We start from the raw sequence: 18840 nt of genomic DNA on the forward strand, positions 1-18840 counted from the left end.
AAAGGAATTCGCCGCAAGAGCGCGCGAAGCGCGCCGGGCGAAACCGCCTTTGACTTGTCGAGGATCGCACAACGTGCGGTGGCGCCAACCGGCCCAGCGCCTCATACCATGAAGCGCCCCGAAACCCCGCCCCAGGCGGGGCACAAAACCTTACCGCTTCTTGCGCTCTTCTTCCTTATCGAGCCGGCGCAGGATGTACCACTGCTGCGCCAGGGAAACGCCGGCGTTGGTTGCCCAGTAGAGCACCAGCCCGGCCGGGAACAGGGCGAACAAGAAGGCGAAGACGATCGGCAGCCCCTGCATGATCTTGCGCTGCATCGGATCCATGCCGGCTGCCGGCATCAAGCGCTGGGTGATGATCATGAAGATGCCGTTGAGGACCGGCAGGATGAACAGCGGGTCCGGCTGGCTTAGATCGGGCACCCACAGGAACGACGCCTGTCGCAACTCGACTGACTCGAGCAGTACCCAGTAGAGCGAAATGAAGATCGGGATCTGTACCAGGATCGGAAGGCAGCCTCCGAGCGGGTTGACCTTCTCCTTCTTGTAGATCTCCATCATGGCCTGACCGAACTTCTGGCGGTCGTCGCCGTAGCGTTCCTTGAGCTGCTGGATGCGCGGCTGCAGTTTTCTCAACTTGCCCATCGAGCGGAACTGCGCTTCGGTGAGCTTGTAGAAGAGCAGCTTGATGAGCAGGGTCAACACCACGATCGACCAGCCCCAGTGCTGGATCAGGGTGTGAATCTTGTCCAGCGCCCAGAACAGCGGGCGCGAGATGATGGTGAAGAAGCGATAGTCGACGGTCAGGCGCAGGCCCGGGGCGATTTCGTCGAGTCGATTCTGCAGCTTGGGGCCGGCGAACAGCCGTGCCGTGAACTGGTGACGGCCGCCGGCGGGCACGGTGACCTGGGGCGAGGTGGCCGCCAGAAGGTAACGCGGCAGCTGGCCGTTTTCGATTTCACGCGTCGTGTAGCGGTGACGCTGATCCTCGGGCGGAATCCAGGCGGCGAGGAAGTAATGCTGAATCATCGCGGCCCAACCTCCGGCGTGGGTCGCCTGATACGGCTCCTCGGCGATATCGCCCCAGCCACGCTTGGTCAGCGCGTCTTCCGGTGAATAGATGGCCGCGCCGTTGTAGCTGATGCGCTCGGGGTTGGTGAAGACCCAACCGGCTTCGCTGGTGTCGGGCCGGGTGCGCTGGAGCTGGACGTAACGCGCGCCCTGCCAGGGTTCACCAGAGTCGTTGATGACCTCTATCTCGAGGTCGACCACGTAATTGCCCCGGTGGAAGATCCAGGTGGCAACCACTTCCAGGCCGGACTCGTGCTGCCAAGTCAACGGCACTTCCAGTCGATCCTCGCCGGGTTGCATTTCGTAGAAGTCGCGCTCGAATTGCCAACGGGTACGGTGATTGGGTGCCGGCCGATCGGCACTGACCAGGCCGGCCTGGGCAACAAACAGTTCCGGTAAATTCTGAACAAGGAGGACAAAGGGCTGATCGGGCCGGTCGACGCTGACCGGATAGTCCTTCAGGCGCAGGTCGACCAGGGTGCCGCCGTTGGCGTCGAGGTCAACATTGAGCACATCGGTATCAATGGTGATGCGTCGACTCGCCCGCGCTTCCGGCTGCGGCGTCGGGACTTCGGATGAGGAGGCAGCCTGCTCTTCATCGGGATCGTCCGAAAAGTCGGGGACGTCGGGAACATCGCCGGCTTGGGTATCCGTCCGGGTTTCCGGAGTGTCTTGTTCGCTGCCAGCCTGCTGTTCGGATTCGGTCGCGGGTCGCGGCGGCGGTGCATAGTCCTTCTGCCACTCCAGGTAGACCATGAAGCCCAGCAGGCCGATGAGAAGAAGAAGAAAACTGCGCGTATTCATGGGGTGTCGCTAAACCGCTGCCAAAGTTGTTCGAGGTTTTCTCTCAGGGCGCGACGGTCTGCCTGACGGGCAGCCGATCGGGCCACGACCACGTAGTCCATGGGTGCGAGCCGGTCACGCCACAGCCGGAAGGATTCCCGAATCTGGCGCCTGATGCGATTGCGATCGACCGCTCGCTTCGAGATCCGGCGCGAGACGGCCATGCCGAGTCGCGCCTGATCCGAGGGCGTGTAGTGAACCCGGAAGAGTGCATTGCCGCAGGAGCGGCGTGCGGCGAAGATCGCCTTGAACTGCGCGCCCGACAAAAGGCGCGCCGTTCGCGGCAGGCGGTGCCGCCGTAGCATTCGACTAAGGAACTTACCGACCCGGGTTGGCGCCCAAGCGCTTGCGACCCTTGGCCCGGCGGGCATTGATGATCGCGCGGCCCGACTTGCTGGCCATGCGCGCTCGAAAACCGTGTCGGCGAAGGCGCTTGATTCTGCTGGGTTGGAATGTCCGTTTCATGACCGAATCCGTAAACGTTTGGCGATAAAATGAGTGGCCCGGTTGCGCGGTCTCCGGCCGGGCCGGACACGACAACACGTTCCCGCACGGCGGCCTGCCGCGCAGGGATGCCTAACAAAAGACATCAAGAATACCGTTCGAACCGTTTGTGTGTCAAGATTTGGGGGCAATTCAGGTGATTGCCGCACCCCCTTTCCCGAGGCGCCCCGGGGCGGGATGAATTTGCCTGCCATGGAGACTAGACTGAGCAACTTATGACCGAGCCGCAGCACAACCGTTCCGTCGCCGACCTGTGGCAGCAATGTCTCGAGCGCCTGGAGCGACAGATTCCCCTCGAGGAGCTCAATACCTGGATACGCCCGCTGCAGCTCGATGGAAACGGGGGTAGCCGCATTCGCCTGACCGCACCCAACGACCTGGTGCGCGACCAGGTGCGCCAGCACTACCTCGACATGATGCGCGAGTTCTTCGCCTACCACGGGTTCGATCGTGAACTCGTCACCATCGACGTGGGCAGTCGTAGCGAGCCACGCGTTGAACAACGGTCACAGCCCGAAGGCGGCGCCTGGGGCCTGGACGATCGCTATCGGTTCGACAATTTCGTGCTGGGCAAATCCAACGAATTGGCCTTTGCCGCCGCCCAGCAGGTTGCCAACAGCCCGGGCACCGTCTACAACCCCCTGCTGCTCTACGGCTCAACCGGCCTGGGCAAGACGCATCTGCTGCACGCCGCCGGCCGCTTCATTGCAGACGCCAATCCGAACGCCCAGGTCATGTACCTGCACGCGGAAAAGTTCGTCAGCGAGATGATCCAGGCACTGCGGCGCGACAGCATCGACGCGTTCAAGCGCCGCTATCGCTCGGTCGACACCCTGCTGCTCGACGATATCCAGTTTTTCGCCGGCAAGGACCGTTCGCAGGAAGAATTCTTCCACACCTTCAACGCCCTGCTCGAATCGCGCCAGCAGATAATCCTGACCTGCGATCGCTATCCCAAGGAAGTCGACGGCATCGAGGCCCGGCTTCGCTCGCGTTTCGGCTGGGGGCTGACGGTATCGATCGAGCCGCCCGATTTCGAGACCCGCGTGGCGATCCTCCAGAAGAAGGCCGCCGAACGTGAACTGGAACTGAGCGACGATGTCACCTTCCTCATCGCCCGGCGAATGCGCTCGAACGTGCGCGATCTCGAGGGTGCGCTGAATTCACTGATCGCCAACGCCCGTTTTTCCGGTCGCACGATCGACCTCGACTATACCCAGGAAATCCTGCGCGACGTGCTGGCGGTCCACGACCGGCTGATCACCATCGAGAACATCCAGAAAGTGGTGGCCGACTATTACCAGCTACGCGTTGCCGACCTGCTTTCACGCCGCCGCAGCCGCTCGATCGCACGGCCGCGACAGATGGCGATGTACCTGGCCAAGGAACTGACCGAACACTCGCTGCCGGAGATCGGCAACGCCTTCGGCGGGCGCGACCACACGACAGTGCTTCACGCCTGTCGTAAAATCGAGAGTTTATGCGAGTCAGACGGGCGTTTACGCGAGGAACACGCCCGTCTGACCAGGGAACTGACGAGCTGATGAAAGAACCTGTGGGGATTGGCTGGGTAAGCTGTGGACAGATTTTTCGACGGGAGTTATCCACAGACGGCCAACAACTTCCAGGGACAGTTGTACCGACCAGTTGTGGTATACAAGATATTGAAAATAAAGGGAAAAATGGTTCATCAACAGTATCAACAGGCCCTACTACTACTGGTTATTTCTTTTATATACATAAACAGAAACAGTCATCCGACTGCCTCGACATGAAGGAGAAATCATGAAGTTCTCGATTCCACGTGAGACGCTGCTGGCGCCGATCTCTCAGGTAGTCAACGTGGTCGAACGACGGCAGACATTGCCGGTTCTGGCCAATTTCCTGATCGAAGCCGTCGACGAGGGACTGCGCATCACGGGCACCGACATGGAAGTCGAGGTGGTTGCCCGGGCCCAGGCCGAGGTCGCACAAACCGGGTCCATCACGGTACCGGCCCGTAAACTGGTCGATATCTGTCGGGCGCTGCCCGAGGGTGTGCAGATGAACGTCCAGCTCAACGAAGACAAGCTGGCGGTTCATGCCGGGCGCAGTCGTTTCAGCCTGGCCACGCTGCCGGCAAGCGAGTTTCCTTCCAGCGACCAGGCCGAGACGTTGCAGACCTACGAGGTCAACCAGGGGCGCCTCCGCTGGCTGCTCGAGAAGACCTCTTTCGCCATGGCCCAGCAGGACGTTCGCCACTACCTCAACGGCTTGCTGCTGGAGTTCCGGGAAGGTCAGCTTCGTGCCGTCGCCACCGACGGCCATCGATTGGCGCTGGCCGAGGCCGATGCGCCCATCGACGGGGAGGTGCGCAGCGTGATCGTGCCGCGCAAGGGGGTGATGGAACTCAACCGGATTCTCGAGGATATCGACGAACCGCTCAAGATCATGCTCGGTCAGGGCTTCCTGCGCGTCGACCGGGATCGCATCGTCATGACCACGAAGCTGATCGACGGCCGTTTCCCCGACTACGAGGCGGTCATTCCGCTGCTGAGCGAGGATCCGATGAAGGTCGATCGCGATGAGTTCACGCATGCCCTGCAGCGCGCCGCGATTCTCTCCAACGAGAAGTACCGCGGCGTGCGCCTGGAAATGCTGCCCGATACCCTGCGCATCGTGGCGCACAATCCGCAGCAGGAGGAAGCGACCGAGGAAATCGAGGCCGAACACAGCTTCGACAAGCTCAAGGTCGGTTTCAACGTCAATTATCTGATGGACGCGCTGAGCTCGATGGAAGGCGAGAAGGTGTCGATCTCGCTCAAGGACGCCAACAGTTCCTGCCTGGTCACCGACCCCGACAGCGAAGCGGTGCGTCAGGTCGTGATGCCGCTCAAACTTTAAGTTACCGGGCATCCCTTGAGCCTGGATCGCCTGTCGATCCGGGGGGTGCGCAACCTCCAGCCCCTCGAACTGTTGCCGGCGCCCGGCATGAACTGGTTCTGCGGGCCCAACGGGGCCGGCAAGACCAGTATTCTCGAAGCGATTTACCTGCTGGCGCGGGGGCGTTCCTTCCGTAGCGCCCGCATTGCGCGCGTCATCCAGAAAGACGCCCGCGCACTCACCGTGGTCGCGCGACGGGCCGATACCGAAAACCGGCTGGGGGTCGAGCGCGACACCGATGGCTGGCGCGGTCGCATCGATGGACGCGACTGCCAGCGCATCAGCGAGTTTGCCGCGCTGTTGCCGCTGACACTGATCGAACCGGGCAGTCACGCCCTGATCGATGGCGGGCCGGAGCGGCGGCGCCAGTTTCTGGATTGGCAATTGTTCCACGTGGAACATGACTACCTTGTCGCGTGGCAGCGTTTTGCCCGCCTGCTCCGCCAGCGCAATGCGGCGCTCAAGGCCCAGGCCAGCAGGAAGGTTCTCGACGCCCTCGAGCCCGACTTTCTGCGTGCAGCCGAGGCGATCGGCCGGGCACGCGTTTCCCTGGTCGAGCGCCTGTCCGGCTACGTAACGGATATGCAGGCAGAACTGGGGTTTCGACTCCCGGGACCCCTGAAATTGCATTATCGAAAGGGCCACCCCCAGGACACAGAGCTGGCAACGATCCTGCAGGAAAAACGCGATCGCGATCGCGAGCGCGGGTTTACGCAGTACGGGCCGCACCGCGCCGAACTCGTGCTCACCGGCAACGGGCAGGCGGCTGCGGAAATGTCGCGGGGGCAGCAGAAACTGGTTGCCATTGTGCTGCTTCTGGCGCAGTACCGGCTTCTCGCCGAGGGGCAGTCGCTGGCGCCGATTCTCTTGATCGACGATCCCGTCTCCGAACTCGATGCCTCGCACCTGGAGGCCTTGCTGGCCTGGCTTCAGCGCGAATCCGTCCAGAGCTGGATTACGGCCACTTCCGAATCGCCGGTGCCGGCACGCATGTTCCACGTGGAACAGGGACGGGTCGAGCCGGTGGTATAATCCCGTGATGAAGTTCCGCGAGCGGATTCCCGCTCCGCGGTCGAGCGCAAACCTTCCTGGAAATCGCATCCAAATGGCGCAAGACAGTTACGGCTCAACCAGCATCAAGGTCCTCAAGGGCCTGGATGCCGTTCGCAAGCGGCCGGGCATGTACATCGGCGACACCGATGACGGTACCGGCTTGCACCACATGGTCTTCGAGGTCGTCGACAACTCCATCGACGAGGCCCTCGCCGGTCACTGCGACGTGATCCGCGTGATTCTGCACGGCGACGGTTCGGTCAGCGTCTCCGACAACGGTCGCGGGATCCCGGTCGACCTGCACGAAGAAGAAGGACGGTCGGCGGCCGAGGTGATCATGACCGTGCTGCACGCCGGCGGCAAGTTCGACGACAACTCCTACAAGGTCTCCGGCGGCCTGCACGGGGTCGGGGTCTCGGTCGTCAACGCCCTGTCGGAAAAGCTCGAACTGGTCATCCACCGCCAGGGGCAGCGTTGGTACCAGAGCTATACCGATGGTGTACCGGACGGGCCCTTGCAGGCGACCGGCGAGAGTACGCGCAGCGGTACGGAAATCCGGTTCACGCCCAGCAGCGTGACCTTCACGGATGTCGAATTCCACTACGACATCCTGGCCAAGCGCTTGCGCGAGCTGAGCTTTCTCAACTCCGGCATCGAGATCGAACTGCTCGACGAGCGCAGCGGCAAGCAGGACCGATTCGTGTACGAGGGCGGCATCCGGTCTTTTGTGCAGCACCTGGGCGAGAAGAAAAGTGCGCTGCATCCCACGCCCCTGCACTTCTGCACCGAGGTCGACGGCATCACCGTCGAAGCGGCGCTGCAATGGACGGATTCTTACCAGGAGTCCGTGTTCTGCTTTACCAACACCATTCCCCAGAGAGACGGTGGCACCCACCTGGCCGGCTTTCGTGCGGCGTTGACCCGGTCGATCAACCACTACATCGACGAGGAAGGCCTTGCGAAGAAGGCCAAGGTGCAGACCACCGGCGATGATTGCCGGGAAGGCCTGATCGCCGTTCTTTCGGTCAAGGCGCCCGACCCCAAGTTTTCGTCCCAGACCAAGGACAAACTGGTCTCCTCCGACGTCAAGCCGGCCGTGGAATCGGCGCTGTCGGAACATCTGCGCGACTTCCTGCTCGAGCACCCGAACGAAGCCAAGGTCATCGTCGGCAAGGTGATCGACGCCGCCCGCGCCCGGGAGGCCGCGCGCAAGGCGCGCGACATGACACGGCGCAAGGGCGTGCTCGATATCGCCGGGCTGCCCGGCAAGCTGGCAGACTGTCAGGAGAAGGATCCGGCGCTGTCGGAACTGTTCATCGTCGAGGGTGATTCCGCCGGCGGGTCGGCCAAGCAGGGAAGGAACCGAAAGTACCAGGCCATCCTGCCTCTGAAGGGCAAAATCCTGAACGTCGAGAAGTCCCGCTTCGACAAGATGCTGGGGTCCGCAGAGGTCGGCACCCTCATCACGGCCCTCGGTACCGGCATCGGCAAGGACGAGTTCAACATCGACAAGTTGCGCTACCACCGCATCATCATCATGACCGACGCCGACGTCGACGGCTCGCACATCCGGACGCTGCTGTTGACCTTCTTCTACCGCCAGATGCCGGAGTTGATCGAGCGTGGCCACATCTATATCGCCCAGCCGCCGCTGTACAAGATCAAGCAGGGCAAGCAGGAGTGGTATCTCAAGGACGAAGCGGAAATGAACCGCTACCTGCTCGAGCGCGCCCTGGACGGAGCGCGCCTTTATCCATCGTCCGATGCCCCGGCGATCGACGATGCGGCCCTAGGGGAACTGCTCAAGAATTTCCAGCAGGCGCGCCTGGTGGGCGAGCGACTCAAACTCCGATACGATGCCGACGTCATCGAACAACTTGTTGATTTTCAACCGCTTTCTTCAGATTCCGACTTCGATCCCTGGGCCGAAGCCCTTGGCGCCCGCCTGGAGCGGAGCACGCCGGCCGGGGTGAGCTGGAAGATCAAGCCGCTCGGCGGTGGCGGTGTGGTGATCTCTCGCCACGCCCAGGGCGTGGTCCAGGACACGGTGCTGGACACTTCCTTCTTCAACTCGCCGGAGTACCGGCAGCTGGCGAAAGTGGGCGAAGCCGTCCACGATCTGTTCGACGAAGGGGCACGCGTCGAGCGCGGTAACAATGCCTCGCCGATCACGCGGTTTGCCGAGGCTTTCGACTGGCTGATGGAAGAATCCCGCAAGGGTCGCTCGTTCCAGCGCTTCAAGGGTCTGGGTGAGATGAACCCCGAGCAACTGTGGGATACCACGGTCAACCCGGAAACCCGCCGCCTGCTGCGCGTGAATATCGAGGATGCCGTGGCCGCCGACGAAATCTTCTCGACCCTGATGGGCAACGAAGTCGAACCGCGGCGAGCCTTCATCGAAGACAACGCCCTGCAGGTTTCGAACCTGGATATTTGACGACTTCGAGCGTGTCGCCCGGCGCGGACAGTCGCCGGGCTTCGTTTGAACGGCGAAATTCGAAATTCGAAGCACCAAATCTCAAACAAATTCGAATGACCGAAATTCGAATGATCCAAACGATCGGGCGTTCTCGTCCGGAGTCTGGGTCGGTACGATTGAGCGTGCCGGTGGCTTGCAAGTTACAAGCGACAGCCTGTAACTGGTCACTAATCGACGTTTGCCAGGGCGGTTTTGAGGTTTTCGAAGGTGGGGATGTTGGGGATGGGCGTCGATCCCACGACGCCGAGCTTGAGCCCGACACGGTCGGCGGCTTCGATTAGTGCCTGATCGGAACCGATGAGGGTCATTTCGCCGACGTTGCGGCCATATCGCTGCGCCGTCTGCTCGAATTCGTTTTTCTGGCGGTGCTTGCGGCTGAACAGGCCGGTGCCCAGGTAGAGAACGCCGTCGAGCTCGGCACCGGCGCGGGTGAACAGTTGATGGAGCTGTTGTTGCAGCGCCAGGTCGTGGTCCACGCTGCGTCGGGTCGGCCGCCATCCGCTCGGCTTGGGTGCGACCAGGACGATGCGATGGCCGCGGCGCTGAAAGGCCACCACGCGTTCGATGCGAGCGGCGTCGGGCGACCGTCCGCCGCGGCCGAGCAGCAACGCCCGTTCGATCAATACCGGAGCGGCCGGCCCACCCATCAGCGACCCAGCCGGGCGACATCGGCGATGCGCAGAAACAGCGCACGGAGGTGGCCGAGCAAGGCCAGGCGATTGTTCCTGAGCGACTCGTCGTCGCACATCACCATGACCTCGTCGAAGAAGGCGTCGACCGGCTCGCGCAGCTTGGCCAGCGTTGCCAGCGCGGCCGGATAATCGGCCTGCTCCATGGCCCGGTCGAGTTCGGACTCGGTCGAGTCGATGGCCGCCGCCAGCCTGGATTCGGCCACTTCGGAAAGCAGTTGGCGGTCAATACGCTGCCCGGTCTGAAGCCCGGCCTGCTTGAGCAGGTTGCCCGCACGCTTGTTGGCCGCCACCAGCGAAGCCATGGCCGGGTCGTCGGCGAACTGCTGGACGGCACGGGCCCGCGCCAGGAAATCGGCGACCGAGCCGGCCTCGCCTGCGGCGACTGCATGTACGGTGTTGGTCTCCATGCCCTGCTCCGATGCCCAGGAACGCAGACGTTCGAAGACAAACTGCTCGACTTCATCCACCAGCGTCTCATCGATGGCCACCGTCCCCTCGAGGGGCTGGGCGGCGGCTTCGAGGGCCTTTCGGATCGTCAAGGTCGTTCCGGAATCGGCGAGCAGGCGCACGATGCCCAGCGCGGCCCGGCGCAATGCGAATGGATCCTTGCCGCCCCTGGGTTTCTGACCGGCTGCAAAGACGCCCAGGACGGTGTCGAGCCGGTCGGCCAGGGCCAGGGCCCGGCCGGCCGCATCGTGGGCCAGCTCGTCGCCGGCGTGGCGCGGGCGGTAATGTCCCTCGATGGCGTCGGCAACGGCCTTCGGTTCACCGTCGGAGAGCGCGTAGTAGCGGCCCATGATCCCCTGCAGTTCGGGGAACTCGCCCACCATTTCGGTGACCAGATCGCACTTGCACAAGTGGGCGGCCCGGGCACTGATCTCGATATTGGCGTCCAGGGCGGGGGCCGTGGTCTCGACCAGCCTCTCGAGGCGCCGGACCTTGTCGCCGATACTGCCCAGCTTTTCCTGGAACAGGATGGCGTCGAGCCGGTCCCTTTTATCGGCCAGGGTGTTGCGTCGGTCCTGGTCCCAGAAGAATCGCGCATCGGCCAGCCGCGGACGAATCACGCGCTCGAAGCCGGCCGTCATCAGTTCCGGGTCGGTACTTTCGATATTGGCCACCGCGATAAAGCGCGGGGCCAGCCTGCCCTCGCCGTCTCTTAGCGCGAAACTCTTCTGGTGTTGCTCGAGCGAGGAAATCAGTGCTTCCTCGGGCACTTCGAGAAAGTCTTCGCTGAAGCGGCCCATGACCGCCACCGGCCATTCCGTCAGGCCGGCAACCTCGTCGACCAGCGCGTCATCGAGCACGGCCATAAGGCCGGACTCCCCAGCCAGGCGCTTGGCCTGCGCCACGATCCGCTCTCGACGGCGGGCCGGGTCCACGATGACCGAAGCTTTCTCGAGTACCTGGTCGTAAGCGCTGGCGCTATCGACGGCATGCCAGCCCGGCGCATGAATGCGATGACCGCGGGTTTGTCGATCGGCCTTCAAGCCGAAGTATTCGAGCTCGATCGTTGCCTCACCGTGCAGCACGAGCAACCAGCGTACCGGTCGCAGGAAGCGATCGTCGCGATCGGACCAGCGCATGGAACGAGCCCCGGCCATGGACCGCACGGTGGCGTCGAACATTTCCGGCAGCAGTTCGGAAAGCGACTTGCCGGGCTGCTCGACGCGCGTGAAAAGCCAGCGGCCCTGGTCGTTCTCCAGCCACTCGAGTTCGTCGAACGACTTGCCCACGCTGCGGGCGAAGCCCTCGGCCGCCTTGGTCGGATTGCCATCGGCGTCGAGGGCCACGTTCTCGGCCGGGCCCTTGCGATCGAGCACCTGGTCGGCCTGGCGTTCCCTGACTGCCGGAATGCGGACAGCCAGGCGGCGCGGTGTGCCGAGTTGAGCGATGTCGTCATCGCTGTCGATCAAGCCGGCGTCGACCAGGCGGCTGCCCAGGCCCTGGGCCAAAAGCTTCACCTGCCCCTGGAGCTGTCCGGCCGGCAATTCCTCGCAGCCGATTTCGATCAGCAGGTCCGCGTGCTCACTCATGCCGCGTCCTCCCGCTCATGCTTGAGGCCGGGGAAACCCAGCTCCTCGCGCCTGGCGTAGTAGGCCTCGGCCACGCGGCGCGAGATATCACGTACGCGCAGGATGTAGCGCTGCCTTTCGGTCACGGATATCGCCTGGCGTGCGTCGAGCAGGTTGAACGTATGCGAGGCCTTGAGCACCTGGTCGTAGGCGGGCAGCGGCAGGTCGGCCTCGACCAGGCGTACCGCCTCGCGGTAGCAGGTATCGAACCAGCCGAACAGGCTGTCGACATCGGCCCACTCGAAGTTGTAGGTCGATTGCTCCACCTCGTTCTGGTGAAACACATCGCCATAGGTGACCTTGCCGAACGGCCCTTCCGTCCAGACCAGGTCGTAGACGCTGTCGACACCCTGCAGGTACATCGCCAGGCGCTCGAGACCGTAGGTGAGTTCGCCCATCACCGGCTTGCAGGCCAGGCCGCCGGACTGCTGGAAATAGGTGAACTGCGTGACTTCCATGCCGTTGAGCCAGACTTCCCAGCCCAGGCCCCAGGCGCCGAGGGTGGGGGATTCCCAGTTGTCCTCGACGAAGCGGATATCGTGCACCTTCGGGTCGATGCCGACCGCGTCGAGCGAGCCCAGGTAGCGTTCCTGGAAATCAAGCGGTGAGGGCTTCATGACCACCTGGTACTGGTAGTAGTGCTGCAGGCGATTGGGGTTTTCGCCGTAGCGCCCGTCCGTGGGACGCCGGCAGGGCTGCAGGTAGGCGGCGTTCCACGGCTCGGGGCCGATGGACCGAAGGAAAGTGGCCGGGTGAAAGGTCCCGGCGCCGATCTCGAGGTCCAGCGGCGCGGTCAGCACACAGCCCTGGTCGGCCCAGTAACGGTCCAGAGTGCGTATGAAGTCCTGAAAATACACGGTCTTGTCCGACGTTGTAAGGCAAGCCTGCAAGTATAACGGCCCATATACCGGACGGTGGCGCCCATCCGGTTATCATGATCGCCCCGAGCGGCCCTTCACCCCGCTGTAGATTGGACTGTCGTGACCCGCGACCGACTGCTTATCGTCAAGACCGGATCCGCCGCCATCGAGGCCCGACGGCGTTTCGGAGACTTCGAACGCTGGTTTGCCCGTGCCATCGGGCCGGATCGATTCGATTACGAAACGGTGGATGTCTCCGATCACGAGATCCTCCCGTCGCTCGAGACGGCCGGTGACTATGCCGGCGTCGTCGTGACCGGTTCGCCGGCCATGGTCTCCCACAGGCTGGACTGGTCCGAAAGGACCGCTCGCTGGCTGGCGGAGGTCATCGCCGACGATCGTCTGCCCGTGCTGGGTGTGTGCTATGGGCACCAGCTTATCGCCCATGCACTGGGTGGTCGTGTCGGCCCCAACCCGGACGGCCGCCGAATGGGCACTGATCGGTTCAAGGTCGGGCAAGCCGACGACGGGCTGGTCGGCCCATTGGCGCCCGAAGCCCCGGTACAGGTCACGCATCTGGAAGTGGTACTCGATGCACCGCCGGGCGCGCGCGTGCTCGGCCGAACCGCAGTGGACGCCAACCATGCCTTGCACTTCGGTGGCCGAAGCTGGGGCGTGCAATTCCACCCGGAATTCGATGCGGTGATCATGCGATGCTATGTCGAGGCGCGCGCCGATTTGCTCGACGGGGAAGGCTTCGACAGCCGCGCCATTCTCGACAATGTCCGGGAGACGCGAGCCGGAATAAACGTGTTGCGGCGCTTTGCCGCAATTTGCGATGCAGACCGAGGTGGAGGAAATGGCGAAAGCCGCTGACAAGACAATCCGGTTTCTGGGTGCCGCTGGCACGGTCACCGGCTCGAAGTTCCTGCTGCGCTGCAAGCGCTCGCACTATCTGGTCGATTGCGGCCTGTTCCAGGGCTACAAGCAACTGCGCGCGCGTAACTGGCGATCGCTGCCGATCAAGCCTTCGCAGATCAAGCACGTCATCCTGACTCATGCGCATATCGACCATTCCGGCTGGCTTCCGGTACTCTGTCGCGAGGGCTTCGGCGGCAAGATTCTCGCCACGCCCGGTACCCGCGACCTGTGTCGCCACCTGTTGCCCGATAGCGGTTTCATCCAGGAAAAGGATGCCGAGGACGCCAATCGCCACGGCTGGACCAAGCATAAGCCGGCCAAACCGCTCTATACCAAGGCGGAAGCTGAAGCCTCACTGAAAAATTTCCGGGCGGTGCGTTTTCACGAGCCTTATCGGACCGATCACCTCGAGCTGCTTTTCAGGCATGCCGGCCACATCCCGGGTGCGGCGACCGCACAGATCGACATCGGCGGCACCCGCATCGTGTTCAGCGGCGACCTGGGCAACTACAACAGCGCCACGATGCCCGAACCCCGACCGGTAGCCGAAGCCGATTACCTGGTGGTCGAATCCACTTACGGTGACCGGCGCCGTAATCAGGATGATCCGGAAACCGAAATCGCCCGCATCGTCAACGAAACGGTAAACCGCGGCGGCAGTGTGATCATTCCCGCCTTCGCCGTGGGGCGCACCCAGCTGTTGCTGCATCATCTCAACCGGCTGATTCAGTCCGCGCGAATTCCGACGCTTCCCGTCTACCTGGACAGCCCGCTGGCGATCAACGCCACGGAAGTCTTTTCCAATCACCCCGACGATCACCGCCTCAGCGTGGCCGAGGCCGAGGCGGCCTGTTCGCTGCCCGAATACGTTCGCGACGTGGAGGGCTCCAAGGCCCTCGATCGCGACCCGCATCCCAAGATCATCATTGCCGGCAGCGGCATGGCGACCGGCGGTCGCGTCATCCATCACCTCAAGGTCTATGCCCCGGACGAGCGCAACACCATCCTGTTCGCCGGTTACCAGGCCGGTGGCACCCGCGGCGCCAAGATGGTCGCCGGCGAGAAATCCGTGAAAATCCACGGACAGTACTGGCCGGTCAAGGCGCAAGTCGAGAACCTCGACATGCTTTCGGCCCATGCCGATTGCGACGAAATCATGCGCTGGTTGTCGGGCTTCGAGAAGCCGCCGCGCAAGACATTCATCGTGCATGGGGAGTCGGCGGCGGCCGACACCTTGCGCCTGCGAATCGAGGAAGAGCTGGGTTGGGACTGCCTGGTGCCTGAACACGAATCGGAGCACGAACTGGCATGAGGCCCCGGACCGATGCGGACGAGGGCAACAACCTGGTCGCGCGCAGGCTCGGACTGGATACCCACGATGAACTCGTGGTCATCACGCGGCGCGACTGCCCGATCTGCCGCTCGGAAGGGTTTTCCGCACATGCACGGGTTCGCCTGAAGAACGGCCGGCGATCCATCATCGCCACCCTCTACCAGGTGGATTCGACATTGCTCGGCCTCGACGAGCTGGGCCTGTCCGAGTCGGCCTGGAAACGTCTCGAGGCCGAAGAAGGCGATTTCGTACACATCGCCCACCCGCAACCCGTCGCTTCGTTGAGTGCCGTGCGCGGTCGCGTCTACGGCAAGCGTCTCGACCGGGCCCAGATGCACGCAGTCATCAATGACATTGCAGCCGGGCGCTACGCCGACGTTCACCTGGCCATGTTCCTGACCAGCGTGGCCGCCCGCGATCCCGACGACGACGAGCTTGCCGACATGATTGCCGCCATGGTCGACGTCGGGGAACGACTCGAATGGTCTCGCGCCATCATCGTCGACAAACACTGTGTCGGCGGTCTGCCCGGCAACCGGACTACACCGCTGGTTGTCGCCATCGTCGCCGAACATGGCTTGTGGATGCCCAAGACCTCCTCGCGCGCGATCACTTCTCCATCCGGAACCGCCGATACGGTCGAGACAATGACTCCTGTCGATCTCGATATCCGGATGCTCCGCGAGGTGGTCCAGAAGGAAGGCGGCTGCATGGCCTGGGGCGGCGCGATGCGGCTCAGTCCCGTCGACGACACCCTGATTCGGGTCGAACGCCTGATGGATATCGACGCCGAAGGCCAGATGGTCGCCTCGGTTTTGTCCAAGAAGGTGGCGGCCGGGTCCACGCATCTGGTGCTCGACGTGCCGGTGGGCGAGACAGCCAAGATCCGCTCTCAGGCCGACGCCGAGCGATTGGCCGCGCGGCTCGAAACCGTCGGCGAACGCTTCGGCATCAAGGTCCGGGTGTTGCTTACCGACGGCCGTCAGCCAGTGGGTCGTGGCATCGGGCCGGCGCTGGAAGCGCACGACGTGCTGGCGGTTCTGGCCAACGCCGAGGAACAGCCGCGTGACCTGCGTGAACGGGCCGTTCTGCTTGCCGGTGCGCTGCTGGAGCTGGCCGGCGTGGCCGAGCAGGGACGGGGCGAGATCATGGCCGAGGAAACCCTGGCCAGTGGCCGTGCGCGGGCACGATTCGAAGCCATCTGCCGGGCCCAGGGTGGCCTGAAACGCCCACCCCGGGCTGAATACGAACACAAGATGCCCGCCAGGCACACCGGAGTGATCACCCGTTTTGACAACCGCAGACTGGCACAGGTCGCCAAGCTGGCCGGTGCGCCGGGTGCAGCCGCCGCGGGTGTGTTCATGCATGTGCGACTCGGCGATCGTGTTGAACACGGTCAGCCCCTCTATGCCATTCACGCCGAGTCGAACGGAGAGCTGTCCTATGCGCGCGAGTATGCCGAGCACAACGGCATCGTGACCATCTCGGCCAAGGCATGAAAGGTCGCGAGAAGGCACTGATCCTTCCCCTGCCTGGCAGCGATGATCTCGCGATCTCCCTGGCCGGGCGACTCGGCCTGGATCGCGGCGAGCTGGAGTGGCGCCGGTTTCCCGACGGCGAAAGCTACTTGAGGTTGCACGACGATCCGGCGGGCCGCGACATCGTCGTCGTCGCTCGCCTCGATCATCCCGACAGCATACTGGCCACCCTGCTTTTTGCCGCCGACCTGCTCCGGGAGATGGGCGCGCGAAGAATCGGGCTGGCCGCTCCCTACCTGCCCTACATGCGACAGGACATGCGGTTCAATCCCGGCGAGGCGGTGACCTCGAGATCCTTCGCGCGCCTGATTTCGGCCGCGTTCGATTGGCTGGTCACGGTCGATCCACACCTGCACCGCTACGCCAGCCTGGATGAAATCTACTCCCTGGAATCCACGGTGGTCGAGGCCGCCCCCGCCCTGGCCGACTGGATAGCCGCCGAAGTCGAGGATCCGGTGCTGATCGGGCCCGACGGTGAAAGTGAGCAGTGGGTTTCGGCGGTAGCCGAACTGCGCAAACTGCCCTGGCGAGTGTTTACCAAAAAGCGCCTCGGCGACCGGGATGTGGCCTTGCAGATGCCCGACCTGTCCGGCCTGGCCCGGCATACGCCGGTACTGGTCGACGACATCATTTCCTCGGGCACGACGATGGCCGCAGCGGGACGCCAACTGGTCCAGGCCGGATTCCGCGCACCCGTGGTCGTCGGCGTCCACGGCCTGTTCGGAGATTGCGCCCGCGAAACCCTGGCCGAAGCGGGGCTGAATCAGATCGTATGCACCAACAGCATTGATGTACCGGAGGGGGAGATTGATTTGAGCCCACTGCTGGCAGAAGGGGTTGGAGCGTGGTTGAAGGGGTAGTGCCCTCAATCCCGCACAAAAAATTCGAAATCCGAAGCACCAAACCCGAAACAAATTCTAAAACCCAAATACGAAATGTGGCGAACTGAAATTCTTTGTTTTGAATTTCGAATTTCGTGCTTGTTTCGGATTTCGATATTCGGATTTCGGATTTGATTCAAGCTTGGTGCTTCGGATTTCGTATTTCGAAACACGACCCCCCGGCCGAAGCCGAGGGGCTTTCCGGTCGGTTCAGGCCCTCAAATGAGACCCACTAGGCTCGCCAACACGACCAGCACCAGCGCGGGAGTCACCACCCGCACCAGCCAAAGCCAGGTCTTGAAGGCCCAGTCGGGCATCTTTTTGTCGAGTTCTTCGTGGGTGACCTTGTCCGACAGCACCCAGCCGGCGAAAAGTGCGATCAACAGTCCGCCGAGCGGCATCATGATGTTGTTGGCGGCGTGCTCGATGGCGCTCATGATGTCGCGCCCGCCGATCGACACGTGCGACCACACGTTGAACGAGAACACCGAGGCCATGCCGGCCAGCCACGCCAGGATACCTATGACCAGGGCGGCTGCCTTGCGGCCGAGGTTGGTGCTTTCGACCAGGTAGGCAGTGGCCGGCTCGAGCAACGAGATGGAACTGGTCCAGGCGGCCACCGAAAGCAGCAGGAAGAACATCATCCCGTAGAGAATGCCGAAGGGCATTTCGTTGAAGGCAAGCGGCAGGGAAGTGAAGATCAGGCCTGCACCCCCGCCGGCCGGGTCGATGCCGAAGGACAACACGATCGGAAAGATGGCCAGACCGGCGATGATCGCCACCGCCGTATCGGCTGCGGCCACGGTTATGCCCACGCGCGGAATGCTCACCCCGGCCGGCAGGTAGGCACCGTAGGTCATGATGGCGCACATGCCCAGGCTCAGTGTGAAGAAGGCCTGGCCCATGGCGGTGACGACCATCGCACCGGAGACCTGCGACCAGTCGGGCTGGAACAGGAAGCCGACGGCCTCGGTGAAGTGACCGGTATTCATGCCATAGCCAAGCAGGATCAGCAGGAGGAAGAACAGCAATGGCATCAGGATGCTGACGGCCCGTTCCAGCCCACGCTCCACACCGAACGCCACGACACCGAGCGTCATTGTCATGAAGATGGCATGCCAGAAGGTCAACTCACCCGGGTTGGACAGAAGTGTGGTGAAGGTCGCTTCCGGATCGGTGATGGCGGCGCCGCCCAGCAACTGCTTGAAATAGGCGAACCCGTAGTGCAGCGTCCAGCCGGCGACGACCGAGTAAAAAGACAGCACCAGGAACCCGGCGATGATGCCCATCCAGCCGATGCCGGTCCAGGCCCGGCTGGCGCCGGCGTCGTCGGACAGTTCCTTGAGCGAATTGATCGGGCTCATGCGGCCCCGGCGGCCGATGACGATCTCGGAAAACATTACCGGCAACCCGACGACGGCGATGCAGGCCAGGTAGATCAGCACGAAGGCGCCGCCGCCGTTGTCGGAGGTGACGTAGGGAAAGCGCCAGATGTTGCCCAGGCCGACGGCCGAGCCGGTGGCGGCCAGGATGAAGGCCAGCCGCGACGACCACATGCCGTGAATGGAAGTGGTTTTCATTGTTTTCGAGTCCCCGAGTAATGAAGTTGTTATTACTGGCCGGCAATTGTGCGTCAAGGTCCTGGTGGGTGCAAACTTGGCGGAATTG

The 18840-nt window shown here is 63.1% G+C and carries 16 protein-coding genes; 9 read left to right on the plus strand and 7 right to left on the minus strand.

Annotated features, from left to right (window positions below; genetic code table 11):
* Nucleotides 1-150: 150 nt before the first annotated feature.
* The 3 genes from yidC to rpmH are packed head-to-tail and all read right to left on the minus strand — an operon-like array spanning nt 151 to nt 2379.
* A complete protein-coding gene (gene yidC / locus DZK26_RS11450; protein WP_116898871.1) occupies nt 151-1875 on the minus strand; it encodes a membrane protein insertase YidC in 1725 nt (574 codons plus the stop codon).
* The gene (gene rnpA / locus DZK26_RS11455) at nt 1872-2219 is read right to left on the minus strand and encodes a ribonuclease P protein component (protein WP_116898870.1); all 348 of its coding nucleotides are present in this window, start codon (nt 2217-2219) and stop codon (nt 1872-1874) included. The genes yidC and rnpA overlap by 4 nt, the downstream gene beginning before the upstream one ends.
* A gap of 13 nt (nt 2220-2232) precedes the next feature.
* Nucleotides 2233-2379: a 50S ribosomal protein L34 gene (gene rpmH / locus DZK26_RS11460; RefSeq protein WP_116898869.1), complete on the minus strand. Its 147-nt coding sequence runs from the start codon at nt 2377-2379 to the stop codon at nt 2233-2235.
* Nucleotides 2380-2633: 254 nt separating this feature from the next.
* On the opposite strand from rpmH, the gene dnaA reads away from it, so the two are divergent.
* From dnaA to gyrB, 5 genes are all read left to right on the plus strand, one after another.
* A complete protein-coding gene (gene dnaA / locus DZK26_RS11465) occupies nt 2634-3962 on the plus strand; it encodes a chromosomal replication initiator protein DnaA (protein WP_116898868.1) in 1329 nt (442 codons plus the stop codon).
* Nucleotides 3962-4207 (plus strand): hypothetical protein, encoded by a 246-nt coding sequence (locus tag DZK26_RS14190; protein WP_147306700.1) that lies wholly within the window; start codon nt 3962-3964, stop codon nt 4205-4207. The genes dnaA and DZK26_RS14190 overlap by 1 nt, the downstream gene beginning before the upstream one ends.
* A complete protein-coding gene (dnaN, locus tag DZK26_RS11470; RefSeq protein ID WP_116898867.1) occupies nt 4204-5301 on the plus strand; it encodes a DNA polymerase III subunit beta in 1098 nt (365 codons plus the stop codon). Before DZK26_RS14190 ends, dnaN begins: the two co-directional genes overlap by 4 nt.
* A gap of 15 nt (nt 5302-5316) precedes the next feature.
* Nucleotides 5317-6372: a DNA replication/repair protein RecF gene (gene recF / locus DZK26_RS11475; RefSeq protein ID WP_116898866.1), complete on the plus strand. Its 1056-nt coding sequence runs from the start codon at nt 5317-5319 to the stop codon at nt 6370-6372.
* Between the two features lie 73 nt (nt 6373-6445).
* A complete protein-coding gene (gene gyrB / locus DZK26_RS11480) occupies nt 6446-8830 on the plus strand; it encodes a DNA topoisomerase (ATP-hydrolyzing) subunit B (RefSeq protein ID WP_116898865.1) in 2385 nt (794 codons plus the stop codon).
* A 209-nt stretch (nt 8831-9039) separates the two neighbouring features.
* Here gyrB and DZK26_RS11485 read toward each other — a convergent pair whose 3' ends face one another.
* The 3 genes from DZK26_RS11485 to glyQ are packed head-to-tail and all read right to left on the minus strand — an operon-like array spanning nt 9040 to nt 12496.
* Entirely contained in the window at nt 9040-9519 is a 480-nt protein-coding gene (locus tag DZK26_RS11485) for a hypothetical protein (RefSeq protein WP_116898864.1), read from the minus strand.
* Entirely contained in the window at nt 9519-11600 is a 2082-nt protein-coding gene (glyS, locus tag DZK26_RS11490; protein ID WP_116898863.1) for a glycine--tRNA ligase subunit beta, read from the minus strand. Before glyS ends, DZK26_RS11485 begins: the two co-directional genes overlap by 1 nt.
* Nucleotides 11597-12496, minus strand: a complete 900-nt coding sequence (gene glyQ / locus DZK26_RS11495; protein ID WP_220337218.1) for a glycine--tRNA ligase subunit alpha — start codon at nt 12494-12496, stop codon at nt 11597-11599. Before glyQ ends, glyS begins: the two co-directional genes overlap by 4 nt.
* Nucleotides 12497-12619: 123 nt before the next feature.
* Here glyQ and DZK26_RS11500 point away from each other — a divergent pair, with 123 nt between their 5' ends.
* The 4 genes from DZK26_RS11500 to DZK26_RS11515 are packed head-to-tail and all read left to right on the plus strand — an operon-like array spanning nt 12620 to nt 17151.
* Nucleotides 12620-13375 (plus strand): glutamine amidotransferase, encoded by a 756-nt coding sequence (locus tag DZK26_RS11500; RefSeq protein ID WP_116898861.1) that lies wholly within the window; start codon nt 12620-12622, stop codon nt 13373-13375.
* Nucleotides 13359-14732 carry an MBL fold metallo-hydrolase RNA specificity domain-containing protein gene (locus DZK26_RS11505; protein WP_116898878.1) on the plus strand — a complete coding sequence of 458 codons (1374 nt, stop codon included), beginning with the start codon at nt 13359-13361 and terminating at the stop codon, nt 14730-14732. Before DZK26_RS11500 ends, DZK26_RS11505 begins: the two co-directional genes overlap by 17 nt.
* The gene (locus tag DZK26_RS11510; RefSeq protein ID WP_116898860.1) at nt 14729-16252 is read left to right on the plus strand and encodes a thymidine phosphorylase family protein; all 1524 of its coding nucleotides are present in this window, start codon (nt 14729-14731) and stop codon (nt 16250-16252) included. Before DZK26_RS11505 ends, DZK26_RS11510 begins: the two co-directional genes overlap by 4 nt.
* Complete coding sequence (locus DZK26_RS11515; RefSeq protein ID WP_116898859.1) at nt 16249-17151, plus strand: ribose-phosphate pyrophosphokinase; 903 nt, start codon at nt 16249-16251, stop codon at nt 17149-17151. The genes DZK26_RS11510 and DZK26_RS11515 overlap by 4 nt, the downstream gene beginning before the upstream one ends.
* 239 nt (nt 17152-17390) lie before the next feature.
* Here the strand turns inward: DZK26_RS11515 and DZK26_RS11520 are convergent, their stop codons facing one another.
* Entirely contained in the window at nt 17391-18752 is a 1362-nt protein-coding gene (locus DZK26_RS11520; protein WP_116898858.1) for a sodium-dependent transporter, read from the minus strand.
* Between the last annotated feature and the right edge of the window lie 88 nt (nt 18753-18840).

This window comes from Wenzhouxiangella sp. 15190 (genome assembly GCF_003417465.1).
Lineage (GTDB): Bacteria > Pseudomonadota > Gammaproteobacteria > Xanthomonadales > Wenzhouxiangellaceae > Wenzhouxiangella.